General features: G+C 72.0%; 16 protein-coding genes and 1 pseudogene. 7 read left to right on the top strand and 10 right to left on the bottom strand.

Going from position 1 to position 22,144, the window contains the following annotated elements:
• Positions 1-20: 20 nt before the first annotated feature.
• The 5 genes from J2S58_RS01875 to J2S58_RS01855 form a co-directional block, all read right to left on the bottom strand.
• Entirely contained in the window at positions 21-458 is a 438-nt protein-coding gene (locus J2S58_RS01875; RefSeq protein WP_205255318.1) for a hypothetical protein, read from the bottom strand.
• Between the two features lie 82 nt (positions 459-540).
• A complete protein-coding gene (locus tag J2S58_RS01870; RefSeq protein WP_205255317.1) occupies positions 541-1,623 on the bottom strand; it encodes a carbohydrate kinase family protein in 1,083 nt (360 codons plus the stop codon).
• A 260-nt stretch (positions 1,624-1,883) separates the two neighbouring features.
• Positions 1,884-2,135, bottom strand: a complete 252-nt coding sequence (locus tag J2S58_RS01865; RefSeq protein WP_205255316.1) for a helix-turn-helix domain-containing protein — start codon at positions 2,133-2,135, stop codon at positions 1,884-1,886.
• A 425-nt stretch (positions 2,136-2,560) separates the two neighbouring features.
• Positions 2,561-4,186 carry an ABC-F family ATP-binding cassette domain-containing protein gene (locus J2S58_RS01860; protein ID WP_205255315.1) on the bottom strand — a complete coding sequence of 542 codons (1,626 nt, stop codon included), beginning with the start codon at positions 4,184-4,186 and terminating at the stop codon, positions 2,561-2,563.
• 206 nt (positions 4,187-4,392) lie between these two features.
• A complete protein-coding gene (locus J2S58_RS01855) occupies positions 4,393-6,945 on the bottom strand; it encodes a Tex family protein (protein ID WP_425575796.1) in 2,553 nt (850 codons plus the stop codon).
• Positions 6,946-7,095: 150 nt separating this feature from the next.
• Between J2S58_RS01855 and J2S58_RS01850 the strand changes: the two genes are divergently transcribed.
• Positions 7,096-7,347: an SCO4848 family membrane protein gene (locus J2S58_RS01850; RefSeq protein WP_205255313.1), complete on the top strand. Its 252-nt coding sequence runs from the start codon at positions 7,096-7,098 to the stop codon at positions 7,345-7,347.
• 24 nt (positions 7,348-7,371) lie between these two features.
• On the opposite strand, the gene J2S58_RS01845 is transcribed toward J2S58_RS01850, so the two are convergent.
• The gene (locus tag J2S58_RS01845) at positions 7,372-8,082 is read right to left on the bottom strand and encodes a DedA family protein (protein WP_205255312.1); all 711 of its coding nucleotides are present in this window, start codon (positions 8,080-8,082) and stop codon (positions 7,372-7,374) included.
• Between the two features lie 156 nt (positions 8,083-8,238).
• On the opposite strand from J2S58_RS01845, the gene J2S58_RS01840 reads away from it, so the two are divergent.
• Together J2S58_RS01840 and map are read left to right on the top strand one after the other, a co-directional pair.
• A complete protein-coding gene (locus J2S58_RS01840; protein WP_205255311.1) occupies positions 8,239-8,865 on the top strand; it encodes an orotidine 5'-phosphate decarboxylase / HUMPS family protein in 627 nt (208 codons plus the stop codon).
• A gap of 147 nt (positions 8,866-9,012) precedes the next feature.
• A complete protein-coding gene (map, locus tag J2S58_RS01835) occupies positions 9,013-9,783 on the top strand; it encodes a type I methionyl aminopeptidase (protein ID WP_205255310.1) in 771 nt (256 codons plus the stop codon).
• Between the two features lie 19 nt (positions 9,784-9,802).
• Here map and J2S58_RS01830 read toward each other — a convergent pair whose 3' ends face one another.
• The 3 genes from J2S58_RS01830 to J2S58_RS01820 all read right to left on the bottom strand — a co-directional run bounded on the left by J2S58_RS01830 (position 9,803) and on the right by J2S58_RS01820 (position 14,936).
• Positions 9,803-13,201: a beta strand repeat-containing protein gene (locus tag J2S58_RS01830; protein ID WP_205255309.1), complete on the bottom strand. Its 3,399-nt coding sequence runs from the start codon at positions 13,199-13,201 to the stop codon at positions 9,803-9,805.
• Between the two features lie 35 nt (positions 13,202-13,236).
• On the bottom strand, positions 13,237-13,737 hold the full coding sequence (locus J2S58_RS01825; protein WP_205255308.1) for a hypothetical protein: 501 nt from the start codon (positions 13,735-13,737) through the stop codon (positions 13,237-13,239).
• 488 nt (positions 13,738-14,225) lie between these two features.
• On the bottom strand, positions 14,226-14,936 hold the full coding sequence (locus J2S58_RS01820; protein ID WP_205255307.1) for an acVLRF1 family peptidyl-tRNA hydrolase: 711 nt from the start codon (positions 14,934-14,936) through the stop codon (positions 14,226-14,228).
• A 259-nt stretch (positions 14,937-15,195) separates the two neighbouring features.
• Here J2S58_RS01820 and htpG point away from each other — a divergent pair, with 259 nt between their 5' ends.
• The 4 genes and pseudogenes from htpG to J2S58_RS01800 all read left to right on the top strand — a co-directional run bounded on the left by htpG (position 15,196) and on the right by J2S58_RS01800 (position 21,253).
• Entirely contained in the window at positions 15,196-17,127 is a 1,932-nt protein-coding gene (gene htpG, locus J2S58_RS01815; RefSeq protein ID WP_205255306.1) for a molecular chaperone HtpG, read from the top strand.
• A gap of 123 nt (positions 17,128-17,250) precedes the next feature.
• Positions 17,251-18,171, top strand: coding sequence for a methylenetetrahydrofolate reductase (locus J2S58_RS01810; RefSeq protein ID WP_205255305.1), 921 nt, complete (start codon positions 17,251-17,253; stop codon positions 18,169-18,171).
• Between the two features lie 1,334 nt (positions 18,172-19,505).
• Positions 19,506-20,694: pseudogene (locus J2S58_RS01805) on the top strand (IS3 family transposase).
• A gap of 76 nt (positions 20,695-20,770) precedes the next feature.
• Positions 20,771-21,253 carry an aminotransferase class I/II-fold pyridoxal phosphate-dependent enzyme gene (locus tag J2S58_RS01800; protein ID WP_205255304.1) on the top strand — a complete coding sequence of 161 codons (483 nt, stop codon included), beginning with the start codon at positions 20,771-20,773 and terminating at the stop codon, positions 21,251-21,253.
• A gap of 349 nt (positions 21,254-21,602) precedes the next feature.
• Here J2S58_RS01800 and J2S58_RS01795 read toward each other — a convergent pair whose 3' ends face one another.
• Complete coding sequence (locus J2S58_RS01795) at positions 21,603-21,935, bottom strand: DUF3040 domain-containing protein (RefSeq protein ID WP_205255303.1); 333 nt, start codon at positions 21,933-21,935, stop codon at positions 21,603-21,605.
• Between the last annotated feature and the right edge of the window lie 209 nt (positions 21,936-22,144).

Here is a 22,144-nt window from a genome sequence, read left to right as displayed (position 1 = left end):
TCGACAGGATGCTGAGCAGGTCAGTCGGTGCGGGTCACCGGGGACTCGCTGAGGGCGGCGTCGATGACCAGACCGATCCCGATCCCGGCCAGCCACACGTCCTTGGCCAGGGCGATGCCCCCGGGGGTGGGGCGCAGGTACTTGTCGTGCACGCCGGGCGTCCGGATGTAGAAGCCGAGGAGGCTCCCGGCGAACCCGGTCAGGGCGATCCCGGCGAGTCCGGCGGGGACGATCGGGGCGAGCAGCGCCGCACCGACGACGACCTCCCCGACGGCCAGACCCTTGAGGAAGATGCTGGGCTGCACCTTGTGCAGGACGGGGTAGGCACCGGCGGCCTGGCCGTGGATGGCCGTGGCGGTCGCCTGGTCACCCTTCAGCTTGCCCAGCCCGGAATTGAGAATGTACGAACCGGCGGCGATGCGGCCCGGGGCACGGCGCAGTTTGGCGGCCAACGACATGGAGTCCTCCTGATCGGTGAGCAGCCTCCACCCTCTCACTACCTCGGACGGTTCGTGCGCACCGGCCCGTCCGGGCGGGGGCTCAGGCGTCGGAGAAGCGGGCGATGGTCGCGCCGGCTCTCCGTACGGCATTGCGGGGGCCCTCCGGGATGGCCTCGTCGAGGAACTCGTACCCGTGGGCGAGAACGGCTGCCGATCGCGAGCCCGCGGCAGCCTGCTTGCGGACACCGGCGATCCAGTCGCTCACGTCGCCCCAGCCCGGTGCGGCCAGGGAGCCACCGACCTGCTGCACCGACAACGCCGCACACAGGTTGGCGAAGGCCATCCGGGTCCGCAGCGGCCACTCGCGCAGGGTGCCGGCGATGAAGGCCGCGGCGAAGACGTCCCCGGCTCCGGTGGCGTCGACGGCGTTCACCGGCAGGGAGGGCACCCATTCCTCCTCGCCGGTCAACGCGTCCAGGCCGATGGAACCCTGACCACCGCAGGTCACCACCACAATGGGCACCAGATCGGCCAGATGCATGAGCGCGGCTCGCGGGTCCTCGGTGCGGGTGTAGGCCATCGCCTCGGTGCTGTTGGGCAGGAACGCGTGCAGATCCGCCAACTGCGTGAGCGTCGAGGTGGGCCACTGCTCCGTGGCGTCCCAGCCGACGTCCCCGAAGAGCAACGTTCCGTGAGCCCGGGCCTGCGCCACCCAGGGTTCGGGCTGTTCACCCAGGTGCACCACGCCCGCCGCGGCGGGGGGCGGGTCGCCCAGCAGGTCGGCGGCCGACAGCGGTGAATCGTGGGCATGGGTGACCATCGCCCGGTCGCGGTGCACGGCCAGGGAGACCGTCACCGGTGAATGCCACTGATCGATGCGTCGGGAAAGGGAGAGATCGACCCCTTCCTCGACGAGGGTGCGCCACAGGAAATCGCCGTACACGTCGTCGCCGAAGGAGGACGCGAGCCCCGTGCGCAGGCCCAATCGCGTGGCGGCGACGGCCAGATTGGCGATTCCCCCGGGACAGGCGCCCATTCCCTCGGCCGGCAGTTCGGTGCCTGCCGAAGGAAGGGACGGCAGACCGGTGAGCACCATGTCGAAGAAGACGGTGCCGGACATGATGACGTCGAGACCGTCGGAGCCGCTCGGGGTGGTGAGGGCGGACGGAGGGGTTTCGGACATCACCCCAGCCTTCCATCCCGAGCGACCCACCGGGGCGCCGTTCCCCCACGACCTGGCGACGCTCTCAGATCCGTTGCATCACAACGCTTGTCCGGACGTCCGGCCCAGCACGGCGATCCCCGGCGCTCCCGCTCCCCCGCCGGGCGGCAGCGGCCGGACGCAGAAGGGCACCGGGCGGTCTGTCCTCCGCCCGGTGCCCTGATGCCGATCGACGCCGGGATTCCGCCCGCTCCGTGTGCGGAGGGAGTCCTGGTGTCGACCTACTTCTTCTTGCGGGTCGCCCCGCCCCGGCCGCGCAAGGGCACTTCGGCGTCCATCAGCAAGCGGTGCACGAAACCGTAGGACCGTCCGGTCCCCTCGGCGAGCGCCCGAATGCTCTGCCCCTTTTCGTACTTCTTGCGCAGATCCGCGGCGAGTTTCTCCCGAGCGACCCCGGTGATGCGGGCACCCTTCTTCAGGGTGGTTTTCGCTCGCGCCCGTGATGCTGGCGATGTGGTCGTGTCGGTAGCCACGTACCCCCACCTCTCCCTGGCTGCTGCGGTCGACGGTGGTCTGCCCTGTGCGGACCCCTCAGCGCGTCAATCTTCGAGCAGATCACCCTCCCGCGCCAGTTTGCATCACGCTTCGAAGCCGAGAACGGGCATCAACGGCGAGCATCACCCGACCGCGCGATGATCATGAGTTCACGGCGTTCACCTGCGCCCACTCGGCTCTGTGGCCCGACACCGGCACGACGATTCGCGCCTGGGTGAACGTTCACTCGGGCATCAAACGGGCAGACAAACGGGCACATTTTCATGCGGGTTCGGGCAGGAAGATCCTCGGAGTGCCGGGGGCCGCCTCCCGGCGTCGCCGACGGCGTGTTCTCCCCGGTCCCCCACGGGCAGGCCGGGTCCCCGCGTCGGGGTGCCGCGTCGGGCAGGGGTGCGCGCCGGCCTCAGGCCAGTTCGACCAGTTCGAGGTAGTCGGCCGACCAGTGGTCCTCGGTCCCGTCGGGCAGGAGGATGACCCGCTCGGGATGCAGGGCGGACACCGCACCCGGATCGTGGGTGACCAGGACGACGGCGCCGGCGTACCGGCGCAGGGCGTCGAGGACCTGCTCACGCGAGGCGGGATCGAGGTTGTTGGTCGGCTCGTCGAGCAGCAGCACGTTCGCGGCGGAGGAGACCAGACCGGCCAACGCCAGCCGGGTCTTCTCGCCACCGGACAGCGTGCCGGCCGGCTGGTCCATCTGCTCACTGGTGAACAGGAAGGTGCCCAACAGGTTTCGCAGCTCCTGGGCGTTCGCGTCGGGTGCTGCGTGTCGGGTGTTCTCCCACACGGTGGCGTCCGGGTCCAGGGTCTCGTGCTCCTGCGCGTAGTACCCGAGCTTGAGGCCGTGCCCCGCCTCCACCTCACCGGTGTCCGGCTTCTCACGGCCCCCGAGCAGTTTGAGCAGGGTGGTCTTGCCGGCACCGTTGAACCCGAGGACGACGACGCGGCTCCCCCGGTCGATGGCCAGGTCGACGCCGGTGAAGATCTCCAGCGAGCCGTACGTCTTCGACAGGTTGCTCGCCGTCAGCGGGGTCTTGCCGCAGGCCGCCGGGTTCGGGAACCGGATCTTGGCCACCCTGTCGCTGACCCGCACCTCGTCCAGGGAGGACAGCAGCTTCTCGGCCCGGTTGACCATCTGGTGGGCGGCCGCGGCCTTGGTGGCCTTCGCGCCCAGCTTGGCCGCCTGCAGCATCAGCGCCGAGGCCTTCTTCTCGGCGTTCGCGCGCTCGCGGCGACGACGCTGCTCGTCGGTGGACCGAGCCTCGAGGTACCGACCCCAGGTCATGTTGTAGACGTCGAGCTCGCCGCGCACGGCGTCCAGGAACCAGACCTTGTTGACGACGGCGGCCAGCAGCTCGACGTCGTGGCTGATGATGATGAGCCCGCCGCTGAAGGTCTTGAGGAAGTCGCGCAGCCAGGTGATGGAGTCGGCGTCGAGGTGGTTGGTGGGCTCGTCGAGCAGCAGCTGCGTGCTCTGCCCGCCGGCACCGGCATCGGCCTCGGCGGCGAACAGGATCCGGGCCAGCTCCACGCGGCGACGCTGGCCACCGGACAGGGTGCGCATGGGCTGCTCGAGGATGCGGTCGGCCAGACCGAGGTTGGAGCAGATGCGGGCCGCCTCGGACTCGGCGGCGTACCCGCCCATCGAGGAGAACCGCTCCTCGATCTGCCCGTACCGGTTGGTGGCGTCGTCGAGCTGGCTGCCGGTGAGCTCGGACATCTGGATCTGCACCTTGGCCAGCTGCGACACCATCACGTCGAGCCCGCGGGCGGACAGCACCCGATCCCGCGCGATCATGTCGAGGTCGCCCTCACGGGGGTCCTGCGGGAGGTAGCCGATGGGTCCCTTCCGGCTCACCGACCCGGCGTAGGGGATGCCCTCGTCGGCCAGCACCCGCAGGGTGGTCGTCTTCCCGGCGCCGTTGCGGCCGACGAGGCCGATCCGATCGCCGTGCTGCAGCCGGACATTGGTGTCGGCGAGCAGAATGCGGGCGCCGGCCCGCAGCTCGAGTCCGGTAGCAGTGATCACGTGGCCGAAGTCTACCGGCGCGGCCCCCCACCCGAGGGTCGCCGACGGTGTTCGTCGCACCACCCCCGGGTCGTGGCCGATGCAGGCCGGCCGCAGACAGGAGCTCCCCGACCCTGCCCCCGGCCCCGGGCTTGAGGACCCGGGACGGGACGACCCGCCGGCCGGCCCAGGACGGGTGGGGATCGGCGGGGCCGCCCCGCCCGGGGTCAGCCGTCCCGACGCCAGCCCGCCTGGCGCAGCGCGTCGGCCAGCGACCCACCGGGCCGACGGTCACCGGATCGGTCGTCCTGTCCCGTCCCGCGCCCACCGGCGGGACCCTTCGGCGTGCCGCCGGTGCCGCCCTCCCGCCGCGGGCCGCGCCTCTGATCGGCCGGCCGGCCGTCGGACCGCCGCTCGGTGGCCGCCGCGCCGGACTGTCCCCCGCCGCCGCCGGCCGACCGACCGGCCGCCCGTCCGGCGCCCGTACCGCCACCGCCCGGCGCGCCCCGTCCGGCCCCCCGGTCGCGACGTCCGGAGCCGCCATGTCCTGCGCCGTCCGGGCCCGCGCCCTCCACCGGGTCCTGCAGGCGCATGGTCAGCGAGATGCGCTTGCGCTGCGGGTCGACCTCCAGCACCTTGACCCGCACGACCTGCCCGGAGCGGACCACGTCCCGCGGGTCGGCCACGAAGGTGTCAGCCAGCGCGCTGACGTGCACGAGGCCGTCCTGGTGCACCCCGATGTCGACGAAAGCTCCGAAGGCGGCGACGTTGGTGACGACGCCCTCCAGCACCATGCCGGGCCGGACGTCGCCGATGGTCTGCACGTCCGCGGTGAAGGTGGCGGTGCGGAACTCCGGACGCGGGTCACGACCGGGCTTGTCGAGCTCGGCGAGGATGTCGGCGACGGTGGGAACGCCGAAGCGTTCGTCGGTGAAGTCGGTCGGGCGCAACGCGGTGAGCACCGCGGTGTTGCCGATCAGGGAGTCCACGGCGGTCCCGGTCGCGGCCAGGATCCGGCGCACCACCGGGTAGGCCTCCGGGTGCACCCCGGAGGCGTCCAACGGGTCCGCTCCCCCGGCGATCCGCAGGAACCCTGCACTCTGCTCGTAGGCCTTGGGCCCCAGTCGCGGTACGGCGTTCAGCGCGCGGCGGGTCGGGAAGGGGCCGTTGGCCTCCCGGTGGGCCACGATGTTCTCCGCCACGGTGCCGCTGATGCCGGAGACGCGGGCCAGCAGCGGCACCGACGCGGTGTTCACGTCGACGCCGACCGCGTTCACGCAGTCCTCCACGGTGCTGTCCAGGTGTCGGGCGAGCAGACCGGGCGTGAGGTCGTGCTGGTACTGCCCGACCCCGATCGACTTCGGGTCGATCTTGACCAGCTCAGCCAGCGGATCCTGCAGACGCCGGGCGATGGACACGGCCCCGCGCAGCGACACGTCCATGCCGGGCAGTTCGGCACCGGCCAGCGCGGACGCGGAGTAGACGGACGCCCCCGCCTCGGACACCACCACCGAACGCACTCCGGTCACCCCGTCGCCGGCCAGGGCGGCGATGAGCTCCCCGGCCAGCTGGTCGGTCTCCCGGGACGCGGTCCCGTTGCCGATGGCGATGAGCTCGACGCCGTGCACCCGGACCAACCGGCGGAGCGTGTCCAGCGTTTCCTGCCGGCGGCGGTGCGGGACGTGCGGGTACACGGTGTCGGTGGCCAGCACCCGCCCGGTGCCGTCGACCACGGCGACCTTGACCCCGGTGCGCAGGCCCGGGTCCAGGCCCAGGGTGGTGCGTCCGCCGGCCGGAGCGGCCAACAGCACGTCCCGCAGGTTGGCCGCGAAGACGGCCGCGGCGGACTCCTCGGCCGCCGCCCGCAGCCGGGCCCGGACGTCGACGGCGAGCGAGACGAACAACCGGGTGCGCCAGGTCCAGCGCACCGCGTCGAGCAGCCAGGCGTCGGCGGCCCGCCCGCGGGCGGCGATCCCGAACCGCGCCGCGATCGCCCGCTCGAAGGGACCGGGTCCGGCATCCCGGGTGGGCTCCTCCGCCGCCCCGATGGCCAGGTCGAGCACCCCCTCGGACTCACCGCGGAGCAGGGCCAGCACCCGGTGCGACGGCAGTGCCCGGACCGGCTGGGTGAACGCGAAATAGTCGCGGAACTTCTCCCCGTCGACCTCCCGCCCGTCCTTGACGGCGCTGGTCAAGCGACCCTCCCGCCACAGCCGTTCGCGGAGCTCCCCGATCAGATCGGCGTCCTCCCCGAACGTCTCGGACAGGATCGACCGCGCCCCGGTCAGCACCGCGTCGACGTCGGCCACACCCCGGTCGGCGTCGACGTACAGCGCCGCCACCTGGCGCGGGTCCTGACTCGGATCGGCCAGCAGGCCCGCGGCCAGCGGTCCGAGACCGGCTTCGCGGGCGATCTGGGCGCGGGTACGGCGGCGCGGCTTGAACGGCAGGTAGATGTCCTCGACCCGGGACTTGGTGTCCGCCGCGGCCAGCGCCCGGGCCAGCTCGACGGTCAACGCGCCCTGGCCGGCGATGGAGGCCAGCACGGCGTCCCGGCGTTCGTCGAGCTCGCGCAGGTAGTCCAACCGTTCCTGCAGGGTGCGCAGCTGGGCGTCGTCCAGTCCGCCGGTGGCCTCCTTGCGGTACCGCGCCACGAACGGGACGGTTGCCCCGCCGTCCAGCAGGTCGATCGCCGCCTGCACCTGGCGCAGGGCCACGGCCAGCTCGTCCGCGATGCGCCGGGCGACGCTCGGCACCGGGACCGGCGCCACCTGCGGCAGGGGCGGCGTGGTGGGTGCGTCGGGAACGGGTGGGACCAGGCTCGACACGGATGTCCTCTCGGGCGTACTCGACGGGCGCCCGGGTTCGCGGGCCGTGGACGACGGTCCGCGCTCGCGGGGGCGCCCACGGTAGCGCGGCATACTTCGGAGGTGATCCTGTCTCGCCGCTGGTCGGTCTTCCTCGTGCTCGCCGGTCTGTTCAACATCGGGATCTGGCCGCGGTTCGGCGCGGCGATCTGGCAGGACCAGCGGGCCTGGCAGGGCGCGATCGGCAGTTCGACGCCGACGGCCTTCCTCTGGGTCCACGCCGCGCTGATCGCGGTCGCCCTGACGGTGGGCATCGCGGTCGGCGTGCTGGGTCTGCGCGGCCTGGTGGCCGGTCGACGCCGCGCGACCGTCTGACGGCCGGCGAGCGGTCGTCCGGGGTCAGCCGGCGCGATCGACGGCGGCGGCAGCAGCCGGTTCGGGCGCGTCGACCGGGTGACCGTGCGGCTCCTTGCGGTGCCGGACCCGGCGGACGACGAACACGGTCAGCGCGATGGCCACCAGGCCGATGACGACGTACTGCAGGACGCCCGCGTACTCCTCGACCACGGCCCAGTTCTGCCCGAGCAGGTAGCCGGCCAGCACGAACGCGGTGTTCCAGATCAGGCTGCCGGCCGTGGTGAGCAGGCTGAACTTGACGACGTTCATCCGTTCCACGCCGGCCGGGATGGAGATGAGGCTCCGGAACACCGGGATCATCCGACCGAAGAAGACCGCCTTGCCGCCGTGCCGGGTGAACCAGGCCACGGTGCGGTCGATGTCGCCCGCGTGCATGAGCGGGATGCGTTCGGCCAACGCGCAGAGGCGCTGCTGGCCGACCCGGCGGCCGAGCCAGTACAGCGCAAGGGCACCGAGGAGCGAGCCCAGCGTGGTGACCAGGATGACCGGGATGACGTGGAAGGTGCCCTGGCTGGCGGTGAAGCCGGCGAGCGGGAGGACGATCTCGCTGGGCAACGGCGGGAACAGGTTCTCCGCGGCAACGGCCAGACCGGCGCCGGCCACGCCGAGCGTCTCCATCAGACCGACCACCCAGCCGGCCACCCCTCCGAGTTCGGCGGTGGACGTCTCGGCCAGGCGGAGGGCTACCGTCATGACGCCGACGATACCGATGGACCGGGTGCCGTCCGGCCTGCTCGTGGGCGCGGCGCCGCCCCCTGAGCGGGGGTTCCCGGCGGACCTGTGAGACCTTTCACGGATCGACCGGCGCGTTCCCACCCCGCCCGGTTCCGACCGGCCGGAGGTGAGGCGATGTCCGTCCGTCTGCAGGTGGCCCTGGACTCCCCCGCCGGATTCGCCGTCCTGCCCGCCATCGCCCCGTTCCTCGACATCGTCGAGGTGGGCACTCCCCTGCTCAAGCGGTTCGGGCTCGCGGCGATCACCACGGTGGCCACGCTCGCCCCCGGGGTGCCGGTGCTGGCCGACAGCAAGACGGTGGACGGGGCGGCCGACGAGTGCGCGATGCTGTTCGACGCCGGCGCGGCCTTCGTCACCGTGCTCTCCACCGCCGGTCCGGACACCCTGGTCGCCGCCGGTCGAGCCGCCCGGGCGCGCGGGCGGGCAATCGTGCTGGACACCATCCTGGAGGCCGATCCGTTGGCCGCCCTGGGACGCGGATACCCCGACGGCATCACGGCGCTCGCCCTGCACACCGCGACCGACGCGCGGCTGGCCGGTCGGGACGGTGGCGCGGGCGGGTGGGCGGATGCCGGGCGGCTGGCGTCCCCCCTCGACCTGGTCGTCGCGGGCGGTATCGGGCCCGACACGGTGGGCGCTGCACTGGCCGCCGGCCCGGCCGTGGTGGTCGTCGGCCAGGCGATCATCGGCGCCGTCGACCCCGTGGCGGCGGCCCGGGATCTACGCGCCGCCCTGACCTGACCTGCCGCCCCGCGCCGGGCGCGGGTGCCGGCCGGCGGGTGCGACGGTCGCCCGGCGGTTCCCGGGGCCGGGTTACCCTCCCGACGACGGGGCTGCGGTCGCCCGGCGATCGCCGTGCCCGTCCGGACGAGGGGACGAGGGAGCGGGATGACCGAGCTGAAGACGGCCGACGAGATCGCGGCGATGCGCGTCACGGGTCGATTCGTGGCCCAGGTCCTGGACGAGCTGGTGGCGATGGCCGCCCCCGGGGTCAACCTGATGGAACTCGAGCACCATGCGCGGGCGATGGTCGCCGACCGGGGCGCGGAGTCCTGCTACTGGGACTACTCCCCGTCCTTCGGCCGCGGCCCGTTCCGCAACGTGGTCTGCCTGGCCGTCAACGACGCCGTCCTGCACGGCCTGCCGCGGGACCAGGTGCTGGCCGACGGGGATCTGCTCACTGCCGACTTCGCGGTCGGCATCGACGGCTGGGTGGCCGACTCGGCGCGCTCGGTGGTGGTCGGCACGGCGGCCCCCGAGGACCTGCACCTGATCGAGACCACGCAGCTCGCGCTGGCGGCCGGTATCGATCAGGCCCGGCCGGGCAATCGTCTGGGCGACATCTCCGCCGCCATCGGGTCGGTCATCCGCGAGCGCGGGTACTCGGTCAACCTGGAGTTCGGCGGGCACGGTCTGGGCCGCACGATGCACGAGGACCCGCACGTGGCCAACGACGGTCGGCGGCACCGCGGGGAGACGCTCCGCTCCGGGCTCACCCTGGCCATCGAGCCGTGGCTGGCCCGCACCACGAACAAGATCGTTCTCGACCCGGACGGCTGGACGATCCGGTCCGCGGACGGGTCGCGCACCGCCCACTCCGAGCACACCGTGGCCATCACCCCGGACGGGCCGCAGGTGCTGACCCTCTCGGCGGCCTGACCGACCGCCACCGCTCCGCTCACCCGGTGCTGGTCAACGGCTGGGCGGCAGCGGTCAGCCCGGTGGCGGAGGCGGTCAGAGTGGCCGTCCCCACCCGGGTGTCGCCGGTGTAGAACGTCGCGGTGGAGGCGCCGGACGCGATGGTCACGGCGGTGACGGCCGACCCGCCGGCCGCGGTGGCGAACCGGGCCGTTCCCGTGGTGCTGGAGGTCAGGGCGACGGTGATCGCACCCCCGCCCACCGGGTTGCCGAACGGGTCCTGACGCTGCACGGTCAGCGGCCCCAGCGTGGCCGTCGTGGCGGCCCGTCCGGTCACCGGGGCGGTGAGGTAGACCAGCCGGGTGGCGGCGGCCGGCACCGTGGTGACCGTCTGGCTCGTCCCGGTCAATCCCGCCGCGGTCACCGCGAGAGTGGCCGTCCCGGAACGGGTGTCGCCGGCGTAGAAGGTCACCGTGGCCGCCCCGGCGGGGATCGTCACCAGGTTCGTGGCCGGACCGCCGGCGGTGGTGGAGAAGGTGGCGGTGCCGGTGGTGCTCGAGCCGAGCTGGACTCCGAGGCCACCGTCGGGCGCGGGCGCGGCGTTGCCGAACGCGTCCTGGGCCTGCACGCTGATCGGCCCGGTCGACGCGACGGCGCTCGCCGTCCCGGTGGGTGCCGCCGTGGTGATCACCAGGCGGCTCGCCGGCGCCGGGGTCACCACCTGGATCTGGGTGGCCGTGGTCAGGCCGCTGAGGACGACCGACACCACCGGTGACCCGGCCCGGGTGTCCCCGTACCGGAACGACGCGGTCGAGGCACCCTCGGGCAGGGCCAGCGTGGTCAGGGCGGCGCCGTCGAGGCCGGCGAACCGGGCGCCGCTGGACGAGGAGGCCAGGGTGAGGAGAAGACCGCCCGTCGGCGCGGGCACGGCGTTGCCGAAGGTGTCCTGCCGCTGCACGGTGAGCGGCCCCAGCGTGGCGGTGTCGGCGGCGGGTCCGGTGGTCGGCGGCGTGATCAGCGTGAGCTTGGCGGCCGTCCCGGGGGTGATGGTCTGCACCTGCGTCGCCGACGCGAGACCGGCGGCCGCCGCGGTGAGAGTCGGCGTGCCGACGCGGGTGTCGCCGTAGTAGAAGCTCACCGCGGAGGATCCGGCCGGGATCGTCACCGTGGTCAGCACGGTGCCGCCCGAGGTGGTGGAGAAGACGGGTACCCCGGCCGTGGAGGACGTCAGGGTGACCGGGGTGCCGCCGGTCGGCGCCAGCACCGCGTTGCCGAAGGCGTCCTGGCGCTGCACGGTGACCGCGCCGAGATTCGTCCTGGACGACGCGGTCGCCGTCCTGGCCGCGGTGGTGACGACGAGCCGGGTCGCCGTGGCGGTGATGGTCTCGGTCTGGGTCGCGGAGGTCAGCCCGCTGCTCGCGGCGGTGATCTTCGGGGTGCCCGCTCGGGTGTCCCCGTAGCCGAAGGAGGTCGTGCTGGCGCCGGCCGCGATGGTCACCGTCGTGGTGACCGCGCCGCCGGGGGTGGCGGCGAACTGGCCGGTGGTGGTGGCCGACGACGACAGGGTGACGGTGAGCGCGGTGGTCGCCACCACGGCGTTGCCGAAGGTGTCCTGCCGCTGGACGGTCAGCGGGCCCAGGCTCGGGGCGGCCGTGGGCGCGGCGGTGATGACCGGGGTGAGGAAGACCAGCTTGCGCGCGGTCGCGGGAACGATGGTGGCGCCCTGCGAGACGGCGGTCAGACCGGGCGAGGTGAAGGTCAGCACCGGTGTGCCGGCCCGGGTGTCGCCGTAGTAGAGCGTGGTCGAGGACGCACCGACGGCGATGGTCGTCGAGGTCAGCGCGGTGCCGCTGGCCCGGGCCGCGAAGCGGGTGGTTCCCGCGGAGTTCGACGCGGGGACGACGGGGACGGCGGCGGTGGCGACCACGGCGTTGCCGAACACATCCTGCTGCTGCACGGTGATGGCGCCGAGGTTGGCCGCTGACGAGGCACCGCCGGTGCGGGCCGCCGAGGTGACCGCGAGCCTGGTGGCCGTCCCGGCGCGGATCGTCTGGGTCTGGGTGGCCGACGTCAGGCCCGTCGTCGCCGCGGTCACCACGGGTGATCCCGCCCGGGTGTCGCCGTAGGTGAACGAGACGGTGGAGGTACCGGCCGGCATCGTGACCGTCCCGATGGTCGCACCACCCGCCGTGGTCGAGAAGCCGGTCGTCCCCGTCGAGCTCGACGACAGGGTGATCGTGATCGCCGCGGTGGTGGGCACGGCGTTGCCGAAGGCGTCCTGCCGCTGCACCGTCAGGGGCCCGAGAGTGGGGGCGGCGGTGGCCGTCCCGGTCACCGCCAGCGAGGTCACGGCCAGTTTGCTGGCGGCCGCCGCGGTGATGCGTTGCGCCTGCGAACCGGAGGCGAGACCGGCGGCGGTGGCGCTGACCACCGGCGACCCGGCCCGGGTGTCGCCGTAGTAGAAGGTCGCCGTCGAGGAGTTGGCCGGGATGGACACGGTGGTGACGGCGGTCCCGCCGGAGGTGGCGGCGAAGCGGGCGGTCCCGGTGGTCGACGAGGTGAGGGCGACCGACGCCGCGGCGCCGAGGACGACCGGGTTGCCGAGCCAGTCCTGCCGCTGCACGGTGATGGGCCCCAGCGTCGCGCCGGTGGCCGCCGGGCCCGATTGTGCTGCCGTGGTCATGACCAGGTGGTACCCGTCGGCCGGGATGACGGCGAAGGTGCTGCTGGTCGCCGGGGTGAGCCCGGACGCGGTCGCCTGCAGGTGGTAGTCGTCGGCGGCCCGGTTGACGGAGAGGTCGTCGAACGTCACGGCGCCCTGCGCGTCGGTGGTCCGGGTGAGGGTGCCGTTCAGCACGCCCTGCCCGGCACCACCGGTGAGGCCGATGGTGACGGGGATGCCGGCGACCTCGGCCGGATCCCCGGTGGCGGTGACCAGGCACAGCTCGACGCCCGGGGAGACGGGCGTGCCGGCGATGGTGGAGGTGGGCTGCTGGCAGAACACGACGGCGGCCGGCAGGGCCACCTGGACGGGGTCGCTGACCGCGGTCGCCGTCCACGACCGGTAGACCGCGGTGACCCGGTAGCTGACGGCTCCGGTGCGGAGTCCGGTGTCGGCGCAGGAGAGCGCGGCCAGCGGACGGGCGGGGCCGGAGTTGCAGACCGGCTGGGTGGTGCCGCCCCCCACCCGTTCCACGAAGTACCCGGTGGGCACCGGGCCGCGGGCCGGCGGTGCCCACCGCACGGGGAGCGACGCCATGTTGGTCAGCCGCGGCACCGTGAGCGCGGAGGGCGGAGCGAGGGTGCCGGTCTGGGCGACGCCGCCGCCACGCCCGGCGGTACCCCAGTCCGCGGACGCGCTGACCGAGCAGAGCATCAGGAGGACGCACAGCACCACCGCGACCGGTACCCGCAGGGCCCGGTCGCGGTGGTTCGACATCGTCTGCACGGCTTCCTGTTCGGGGCGGCGGTGGATCAGCTGGCGGCGAAGTACAGCGGCACGGTGACGTTCTTGCACTCGTCCTGGTTGGCCGACCGGTTGACCATGGCGATGGTGACGGAGCCGTTCGCGGCGGCCCCGGCGGCGATCGGGCCGTAGGTGATCGCGGGGGTGCCCACGCTGTAGTCGGCGGCGCTGCAGGCCCCGGTGGGTCCGGCCGTCCACGTGGTGCCGTCCGCATTGGCCACGGTGACGAGCACGCTGGCCAGGTTGAGCACACCCGTGGAGGGGTTGGTGACGCTGAAGGCGACGCTCTGCGCCGGCCCGCCCGGGGTGAGCGGGTCACCGGTGGCCGGGTCGGACGCGACGACGAAGGCCGGCGCCGAGCCGGTCTCGGCCGCACCGGAACCGGTGCCGGTGCTGCTCCAGTAGGCGTAGGCGACCCCGCCGCCGAGGAGCAGGACACCCGCCCCGACGACGACGGCGGCCTTGCGGCGGGTGGTGGCGAGAAGGGACCTGGACACGGACATGGACATGGTTGCTCCTGACGGAAGGCACACGGAAGAAGAGGAGGAGGACGAGCTGGATCTGCCGAGAAGGCAGGAGGTGATCGGTGCAGAGGGTCGGCGAAACACCGTGCGGTCCGCCGGACGAGATCCTCGTCCGGCCTGCGGCAGGCATCCTGACCTGCACCGACGATAGTTGAACGGCGCAGGACCGGACAGTGGTGATGATCAGGTCAACCCGTCCTCGACCGTCGTTCATCACCCGGTGTCCCGGCGGCGACGGAACGGCACGAGATCCCGCGGCCTCGCCCGCGTACCGGGGCGCAAGCGATTTCGTTACCTCGTCTAACCGTGCACCCACCGTGACCGGACGGGGACCACAGGGGGGTTCTCCCGGCCACGTCCGACCCGTCCGGGGCCGTGCCGAGCGGTCGGGACACGCACAGGAACGGGAGATCGGCCGGATGGTCACCGCCGGGCGGACCCGGCGGTGCCGTCGCCCCCGTGGTCGGGCCGGTTCAGCGCACCCGGGCGCGACTCATCGGCGGATCCACCCCGCGGACGAGGATCTCCACGGCGAGACTGCGCCCGGCCACCTCGTCCAGCACGGCCCGCCGCGGTTCGGCGATGTCACCGAAGTGCCGTCGTGGGAGGGCGGCCACCGCCGCCAGTCGCGGATCGGAGAGCACCTCGGTGACCGCCGGCCCGTCGCCCGCGGTGACCAGCAGCCGGACGGCCGCCGCCGGCCCGGTCACCAGCGGGCCGAGCACCCGGGCGGCGGCGTCGGCGCTGTCCTCGAGGGCGGCGGTGCGCTGGTTGCCGCGCCGGCGGGCGAAGCGCTGCTGGGACCACCCGCCCGCCGCCGTCCGGCCCTGGACGTACGCGCGGTCGGTGGACGAACTGAGCACCCGGCCGTCCCGGGCGACCCCCACCGAATGGGCCCCCGCCCGCACCAGGATCAGCCCCATGCCGGTGCCACCCAGATGGGCCAGGTGGGCCAGCAGCGCTTCCAACGGTTCTCCCGCGGCGGGATCCATCGGCCCGAACGGCGCCTGCAACCGGGCGGTGGTGCCGTCGCCCCCCTGCACGGTGACGCCGTCGGCGTCCGCGGTGATGTCGGCGAGTCCGTCGTTGCGCCCGGAGAAGCGGTTCACCCAGCCGACCAGTCGCTCGGGGGCGATCTCCACGACGGTGCCGCCGCCGGGGGCCGGCCGCGCGCGGCTCGTCACCGGCGGGCCGCGGTGGGGGACGACTCGGCGGGTGGGCGCATCGATCCACCGTAGAGGGGATCGGCCGTCGGCCGTGCCGGATCGGGGTCTCCAGCGAGCGGCGACGGCGGCCGGGCCGGCCGACGGTCACCCGGTGTCGTGGGGGCCAATTATCGTGTCCGGTGCACCGGGGGTACGGCCGCGCCGCTCCCCCGGACCTGTCCGTCGGGTACCCGCCAGGCCGGTACCCGCCAGTCCAGTACGAGGAGCACCGTCACCGATGTCGACCGAGACGATCGAGTTCCAGGCCGAGGCCCGTCAGCTGCTGCAGCTGATGATCCACTCCATCTACTCGTCCAAGGACGTCTTCCTGCGCGAGCTGATCTCGAACTCCTCCGACGCGCTGGACAAGGTCCGGATGGCCGCCTACCAGGACAAGGACCTGGTCGCCGACACCTCCGACCTGCACATCTCGCTGAGCACCGATCCGGCGGCCCGCACGGTCACCGTGGCCGACAACGGCATCGGGATGACCCGGCAGGAGGTCGTCGACCTCATCGGCACCATCGCCAAGTCCGGCACCGGCGAGCTGCTGGCCAAGTTGCGGCAGGCGCGGGAGGCCGGCGGGTCCGAGCAGGCCACCGCCGATCTGATCGGTCAGTTCGGGGTCGGCTTCTACTCGAGCTTCATGGTCGCCGACCGGGTCACCATGGTCACCCGCAAGGCGGGCACCGAGGGCGGCGTGCAATGGGAGTCCGCCGGTGAGGGCTCGTACACGGTGACCGACGCGCCGGACGCGCCGCAGGGCACCTCGGTGACCCTGCACCTCAAGCCGGAGGACACCGAGGACGCCCTGCACGACTACAGCAACCCGCGCACCGTCCGCGAGATCGTCAAGCGCTACTCCGATTTCATCACCTGGCCGATCCGGATGGCCCCGCTCACCACCCCCGCCGCAATCGACGGCGAGGACGCCGACGAGTCGGCGGCGCCGGCCGAGCCGGAGGTCATCAACTCCCGGCAGGCGCTGTGGGCCCGCCCGCAGAGCGAGGTCTCCGAGGAGGAGTACGCCGAGTTCTACCGGCACGTCAGCCACGACTGGCAGGAGCCGCTGGAGACGATCCGGCTGTCCGCCGAGGGCACGTTCGAGTACCAGGCGCTGCTGTTCCTGCCCCGGCAGGCGCCGATGAACCTCTTCTACCGGGACTCCGCCCGCGGGGTGCAGCTCTACGTCAAGCGCGTCTTCATCATGGACGACTGCGAGGCGCTGATCCCCGAGTACCTGCGCTTCGTCAAGGGTGTCGTCGACGCGCACGACCTGTCGCTCAACATCTCCCGCGAGATCCTGCAGCAGGACCGGCAGATCCAGCTGATCCGCAAGCGGTTGGTCAAGAAGGTGCTGTCGACGCTGAAGTCGATGATGACCGACGAGTCCGGGACGGAGAAGTACGACACCTTCTGGACGCAGTTCGGTCGGGCCCTCAAGGAAGGTCTGCTCTCCGACCGGGACAACCAGAACGCCATCCTCGAGGTCTGCTCGTTCCCGTCCACCCACGACGCGGCGAAGCCCACCACCCTGCAGGCCTATCTCGAGCGGATGCCCGAGGGGCAGGACGCGATCTACTACGCCACCGGGGAATCCCGTGCGGCCCTGGAGCACTCGCCGCACATGGAGGCCTTCCGGGCCAAGGGTTACGAGGTGCTGCTGCTCACCGACCAGGTCGACGAGGTCTGGGTCGACGCCGTCCCGGCGTTCGAGGACAAGCAGTTCGTCTCCATCACCCGGGGCGAAGTGGACCTGGGCGGCGAGGACGTCGACGCCGACACCCAGCAGGGCTACGACGCGCTCCTCGGCCGGCTCACCACCGATCTGGCCGACGAGGTCAAGGCGGTCCGGCTCTCCCACCGGCTCACCGATTCCGCGGTGTGCCTGGTCGGCGAGGCCGGCGACCTGACCCCGACCCTGGAGAAGATGTACCGGGCCATGGGCCAGCAGCCGCCGACGGTGAAGCGGACCCTCGAACTCAACCCCTCGCACCCGCTGGTCGTCGGGCTCCGCACCGCCTTCGAGGCGAACGCGGACGATCCCTCCATCCAGGCCACCGCGCGGTTGCTGTACGGCATGGCCCTGCTCGCCGAGGGCGGCGAGCTGGCCGAACCGGCCGCCTTCGTGGCCGCTCTGTCCGATCGCCTGGCCGCGACGCTGGCCTGAGCGACCAGCATCTCCGACGGGCGGCGGTGACCCAGGGGGTCGCCGCCGCCGGCTGTTCCGACTTCTGAGCCACCGCACGGGATCCCGTCTCGGAGCCGCCGATGATGGGGTTAGGGTCGCTCGGTGGATCTTGTGCAGCGGCTCGGCCGAGGCGAGGGCGGTTTCCTGCTCTTCGGTCTCACCCCACCCAAGGCGAGTGCCGCGGGTGTGGACCTCGATCGGATCGCCGGTTCGACGGTGGCCCGTCTGCAGTCGCTGGACCCCGATGGGGTGGTCATCTACGACATCCTGGAGGAGCGGGATCGCAACCCCGAGACGCGACCCTTCCCCTTCCTACCCACGCTGGATCCGGCCGACTACCTCGACCAGCACCTGGCCGGGTGGACGAAACCCGCGATCGTCTACCGAGCCGTGGGCAAGTACCCCGAGGACCACCTCTCGGAGTGGTTGCGGCAGCAGCCGACGGACCGGGTGGCGACAGTGCTCGTCGGTGCCTCGTCGAGTGCCCACCCGGGTCTGACGACGTTGCCGCGAGCCCAGGAACTGCGTCAGCAGACGCAGCCGGATCTGCTGACCGGAGCTGTCGTCATCCCCGAACGCCACACCAACCGCGGCGACGAGCACCTGCGGATGCTGGCCAAGCAGACGGCGGGATGCTCGTTCTTCGTCAGTCAGGTGCTCTACGACGCGGACGCGGCCAAGAACCTGGTGTCGGACTACCGCGACGAGTGCGATGCCCGCGGGGTCGCCCCCCGACCGATCGCGTTCACCCTCTCGGTGTGCGGTTCGCTCAAGACGCTGCAGTTCCTGACCTGGCTCGGCGTGCAGGTGCCGCGGTGGATGCAGCGGGATCTCGAACGGAGCCAGGACACCCTGGCCGCCTCCCTCGACCACTCCCGCGCCGTGGGCCTGGACATGCTCGACTACTGCCGTCGGCTGGGCGTCCCGGCCGGGCTCAACATCGAGAGCGTCTCGGCCCGTCGCGTCGAGATCGACGCAGCGGTCCAGCTCGCCTCCGAGCTGCGCCCGGCGCTGCACGCCTGACGCGGTCCGTCTTCGCGGTCGACTGGCCGATGCGCCCCACCGGGGGCAGCATCTGGACCGGGGGTGGTCACCATGGCCCGACGATCCCGACGCCGCCACCGGGATTTCCTGGGCGTCCGCGCCCGCTGGCACGCATCGGCGAGCCGGGCTCTCGGCCGAGAGATCCGCGGCCTGCGCCACCCGGTCGATGTGCGGGCGCTCCGCAAACGCGTCCGTGCCACCCGGCGGGCCCTGCGGCCGGTGGACCCGTGGTCGGCGGCGCGGTCACCTGCGGGGTGGGTCGCACCCCCCGGCGTGCTGCCCGGCTGGAACTGGCAACCGCCCGGGCACGGGCTGGTCACGCACCTTCAGGGGATGCCCTGGTGGGCCCGGGTGTGGCGGATGACGCCCTTCGTCGACCGGTACGCACGCGCCTGGATGTGGCGTCACGGCCACCTCGGCATCATCCCCACGCTCGCCTGGCCGGACGAACCCGGCGGATCGGCCGGTGATCGCGCCCCACGCCTGCCGCTCCCCCCGGATCCACGGCACCGGGCACGCGCCGTCCCGTGGCCGCCGTTCGAGGGGTGACGACAGACCGTACCCGCGACCGGGTCACCGGTCGGTGGCCGACCGGGCGGGACGTGCTGCGCCCGGACGAGGTGTGGCAGACGGCCCCTGGTCGATGTCCGCGGTGCCCGAGGAAGCCCGTCCCGAGCTTTTCACCAGGCCGCCCGGGATGGGCTGGTCTCCGAGGCGGCGTGAGAGCCGGTTTCGCGGCTTGTGTGCAGGTCGCCTTTCTCCATCGGCTTGACAGGAGAGCCAGCGGTGCTCTGCACCAAGCCGCACGCTCGATGCCGGGTCGGTCTGGAGACCTGCCGAGCATGGAACGACAACGGTCGTCTGTGACACATCGCAGGTAGGAGGGACTCGCAGTAACCGGAGCACTTCGAGCTGGTTGCTCACGGGGCAGGCTTGGCAGGTGGGTACCTGGAGCATCGAGTCAGCAGGTGTCGTCGCTCTGCCTGATGGTCGCCGGGTCCGGGGGCGCGCTCTGCGGGACGGCGCACCACAGGGCCAGGACATGCCGGAGTTCGGTGCGTATCTCACTGCTCGGCCCCACCATGAACGGGGCTGGGAATCACGCTGGGTGCGCTGGCCCGACTTCTGGGTGCCGCGGTCACCGTCGGACGCTCTCGGCGCGCTGGAGCTGGCCTTCGAGCGATCACCTGAGATGAGGGTGGAAATTGCGTGCGGTGGCGGAACGGGGAGAACAGGAACAGCCATGGGACTGCCCAGACTTCGGTTGACTCCTTTCCTGTGAGGCCTCGGGCCTTGCTGGAAAGATCAGAACCGTGCCCAAGCCGTTTCCCCCAGAGTTCCGCCGGGACGTGGTCGCCGTCGCCCGCCAGGGCGACCAGCCGATCGCGCAAGTCGCTAATAACTCAGTGTCTCCCCGAGCTGCCTGCAGCGGTGGCTCCAAATCGCCGACCGGCATGACAACGTCCCCAGCCCGGCGTCGCCGACCGGGACCAGCTCGGCCGTGGACCTGGAGACCGCGAGCTGCGAGCTGCGAGCTGCGGACCAAACAGCTCGAGCAGGAGAACGAGATACTGCGCCGAGCGACCGCCCACTTTTCTCGGGACACCCTCCCAAAATGATGTACCCGCTGGTCCAGACCGAGCCGCGGACCGGATCCCGGTCGCGGTGACCTGCCGGGTGCTCGGCTTGCTCCAAGCAGGCGTTCTACCAGTGGCGCCCCGACCCGGTCAGTCGACGCGACTGGGACGACGCGCACCTGATCAACGCCGCGATCGACATCCACCACGACGACCCCGAGTTCGGGTACCGGTTCATCGCCGACGAGCTGGCCACCGCCGGCATCACGGCCAGCCGCAACCGCGTGCACCGGTTGTGTTCCCAGCAGCAGTTGTGGTTCGTGCACTCCCGACGCCGAGGTCTGCACCGCAAGCCCGGACCGCCGGTCCACGACGACCTATTGCGCCGCGAGTTCACCGCGCAGCGTCCCAACTAGCTGTGGCTCGCCGACATGCCCCCGCAAGCGGGAGGTGCCCCTCCGACCATCCCACCGGTGAGGGCAAGCTCTTTCTCTGCGCGGTCAAGGAAGCCTGCTCCAAGCGGATCGTCGGCTACTCCATCGACGCCCGGATGACCGCCGACCTCTCGGTCAGAACACCGAGCAACGCGCTGGCGCTACGCGGCGCCGTCGGCGCAGTCGTGCACTCCGACAGGGGCAGTCAATTCCGTTCCCACGTCTACGTCCGGGCACTGCGCGACGCCCAGCTCCGCGGGTCGATGGGCAGGGTCGGATCCTGCGCCGACAATGCCGCCATGGAATCGTTCTTCAGCCTGCTGCAGAAGAACGTCCTCAACCGGCAACGATGGACCGACCGCGAACAGCTCCGGCTGGCCATCGTGACCTGGATCGAACGCACCTACCATCGCCGCCGCCGGCAGGAAGCCCTCGGCCGCTTGACCCCCATCGAATTCGAGACCCTGCACCAAACCACTCGCGCCGCCTGACAACCCCAACAACACGAGTCAACGAAAGTCTGAGCAGTCCCCTTGGTGGACCCGGTGAATCATCTTGTCTATCCCGGTGACACTCCCCCGACCCGGGACCTGTTCTTCTCCGGCCACACCGCCGTCATGGTGTTGCTGGTCCTCATCGCGCCGCCGGGCTGGCTCCGACGAGTCCTGGGTCTCGCGGCCGCCGCGGTGGCGGTCATGTCGCCGCGTCCTCGTCGGTGGTCGCGGTCAAGTCGATTCCCAGGCGTACGCCCTGAGCGGTCTGCGCGTTGCCTACCTCTGCGGACCAGCCGCACCCATGGACGAACTGCGCCGGTCAACCCCACCGTGGGCGGTGAGCCTGCCCGGGCAACTCGCCGCCGTGCGTGCCCTGTCGGCCGAGTGCCACTACAGGGGCCGCTGGGAGTACACCGCCGTCCTGCGCGATGCCCTGCACCGGCGGCTGTCCGCTCTGGGGCTCGAGGTGGTCCCGGGAATGGCGAATTTCCTGCTCACTTACATCCGGGATGACGGACCGACCGCGGCCGAGGTGGTGGACCAGTGCCGGGAATAGGGGGTGTTCCTGCGCGACGTGGGGTCCATGGGCCGAGCCCTGGGTGTCCGTGCACTCCGGGTGGCGGTCAAGGACGAGGCGGGGTTCGAAAAGATCGTCGGCCCACTGGCGCGGTCTCTGGGAGCCCGAACGCGGCACTGATGCCGCTGAGCCACCACGCGACGAACACCGGGGCGGCCAGCACACCGATTGTCCAGTGGGCATGCCGCGCCAGCACAGCGGGTCGAGCTCCCCGCCCGTCTCTTCCCGCCGGGAGCACGGATCGCCCCGGCGCGACGGTCCGTCGGGTCTGTCGGCGTCGCGGAACAGCCAGGAGCTCGGCGGAGCGCAGGACGAGATCGGTCAGCGGCTAGAGGAGTTTGCGGTCGGCAGCCGGTTCACTCGATGTGCGGAACAGCACCTGATGGCGGTGCCGGTAGAACAGGGCCGCCGCTGAAGCCAGCATCAGCAATGCTCCGAACACGACACCCAGGCCCACACCCAGGAGCGCGTCGGTGATGACCAGGCCGGCGACGAGCAGGACGGCCCCGACTCCGAACAGGAGTACCGGGATGAGGATCCTGCGGCGCTGCAGGCGTTGAAACCGCTTGTCCGCGATGCTGGAACTGAAGGCCGGATCGTCCTGGCTCAGCGCCAGTTCGATCTGGGCCAGGGCGCGCTGGTCGTCTTCCGACAGTGGCATCTCATTCTCCTTGGTGCGTTGACCGACGGGGTGACGATGGTCGGACCGACAGGATGACCGGCCTGGCCGGTCGAGCCGGTGTACTTGGGTGACGGTTGGAACAACCGCGGGCGACAGCGCGGCCCCCAGGGGGAAGCGCCCCGACGGTGGCGGAGGCGGGATCGCTGTCATGGACGGCGATGTCGGCCTGGCCGTGCAATCCACCGGAT

Source organism: Nakamurella flavida (assembly GCF_030811475.1).
Taxonomy (GTDB): Bacteria; Actinomycetota; Actinomycetes; order Mycobacteriales; family Nakamurellaceae; genus Nakamurella; species Nakamurella flavida.
The sequence above is the reverse complement of the archived record's forward strand: the minus strand, read 5'-3'. Positions and strand labels throughout refer to the sequence as shown.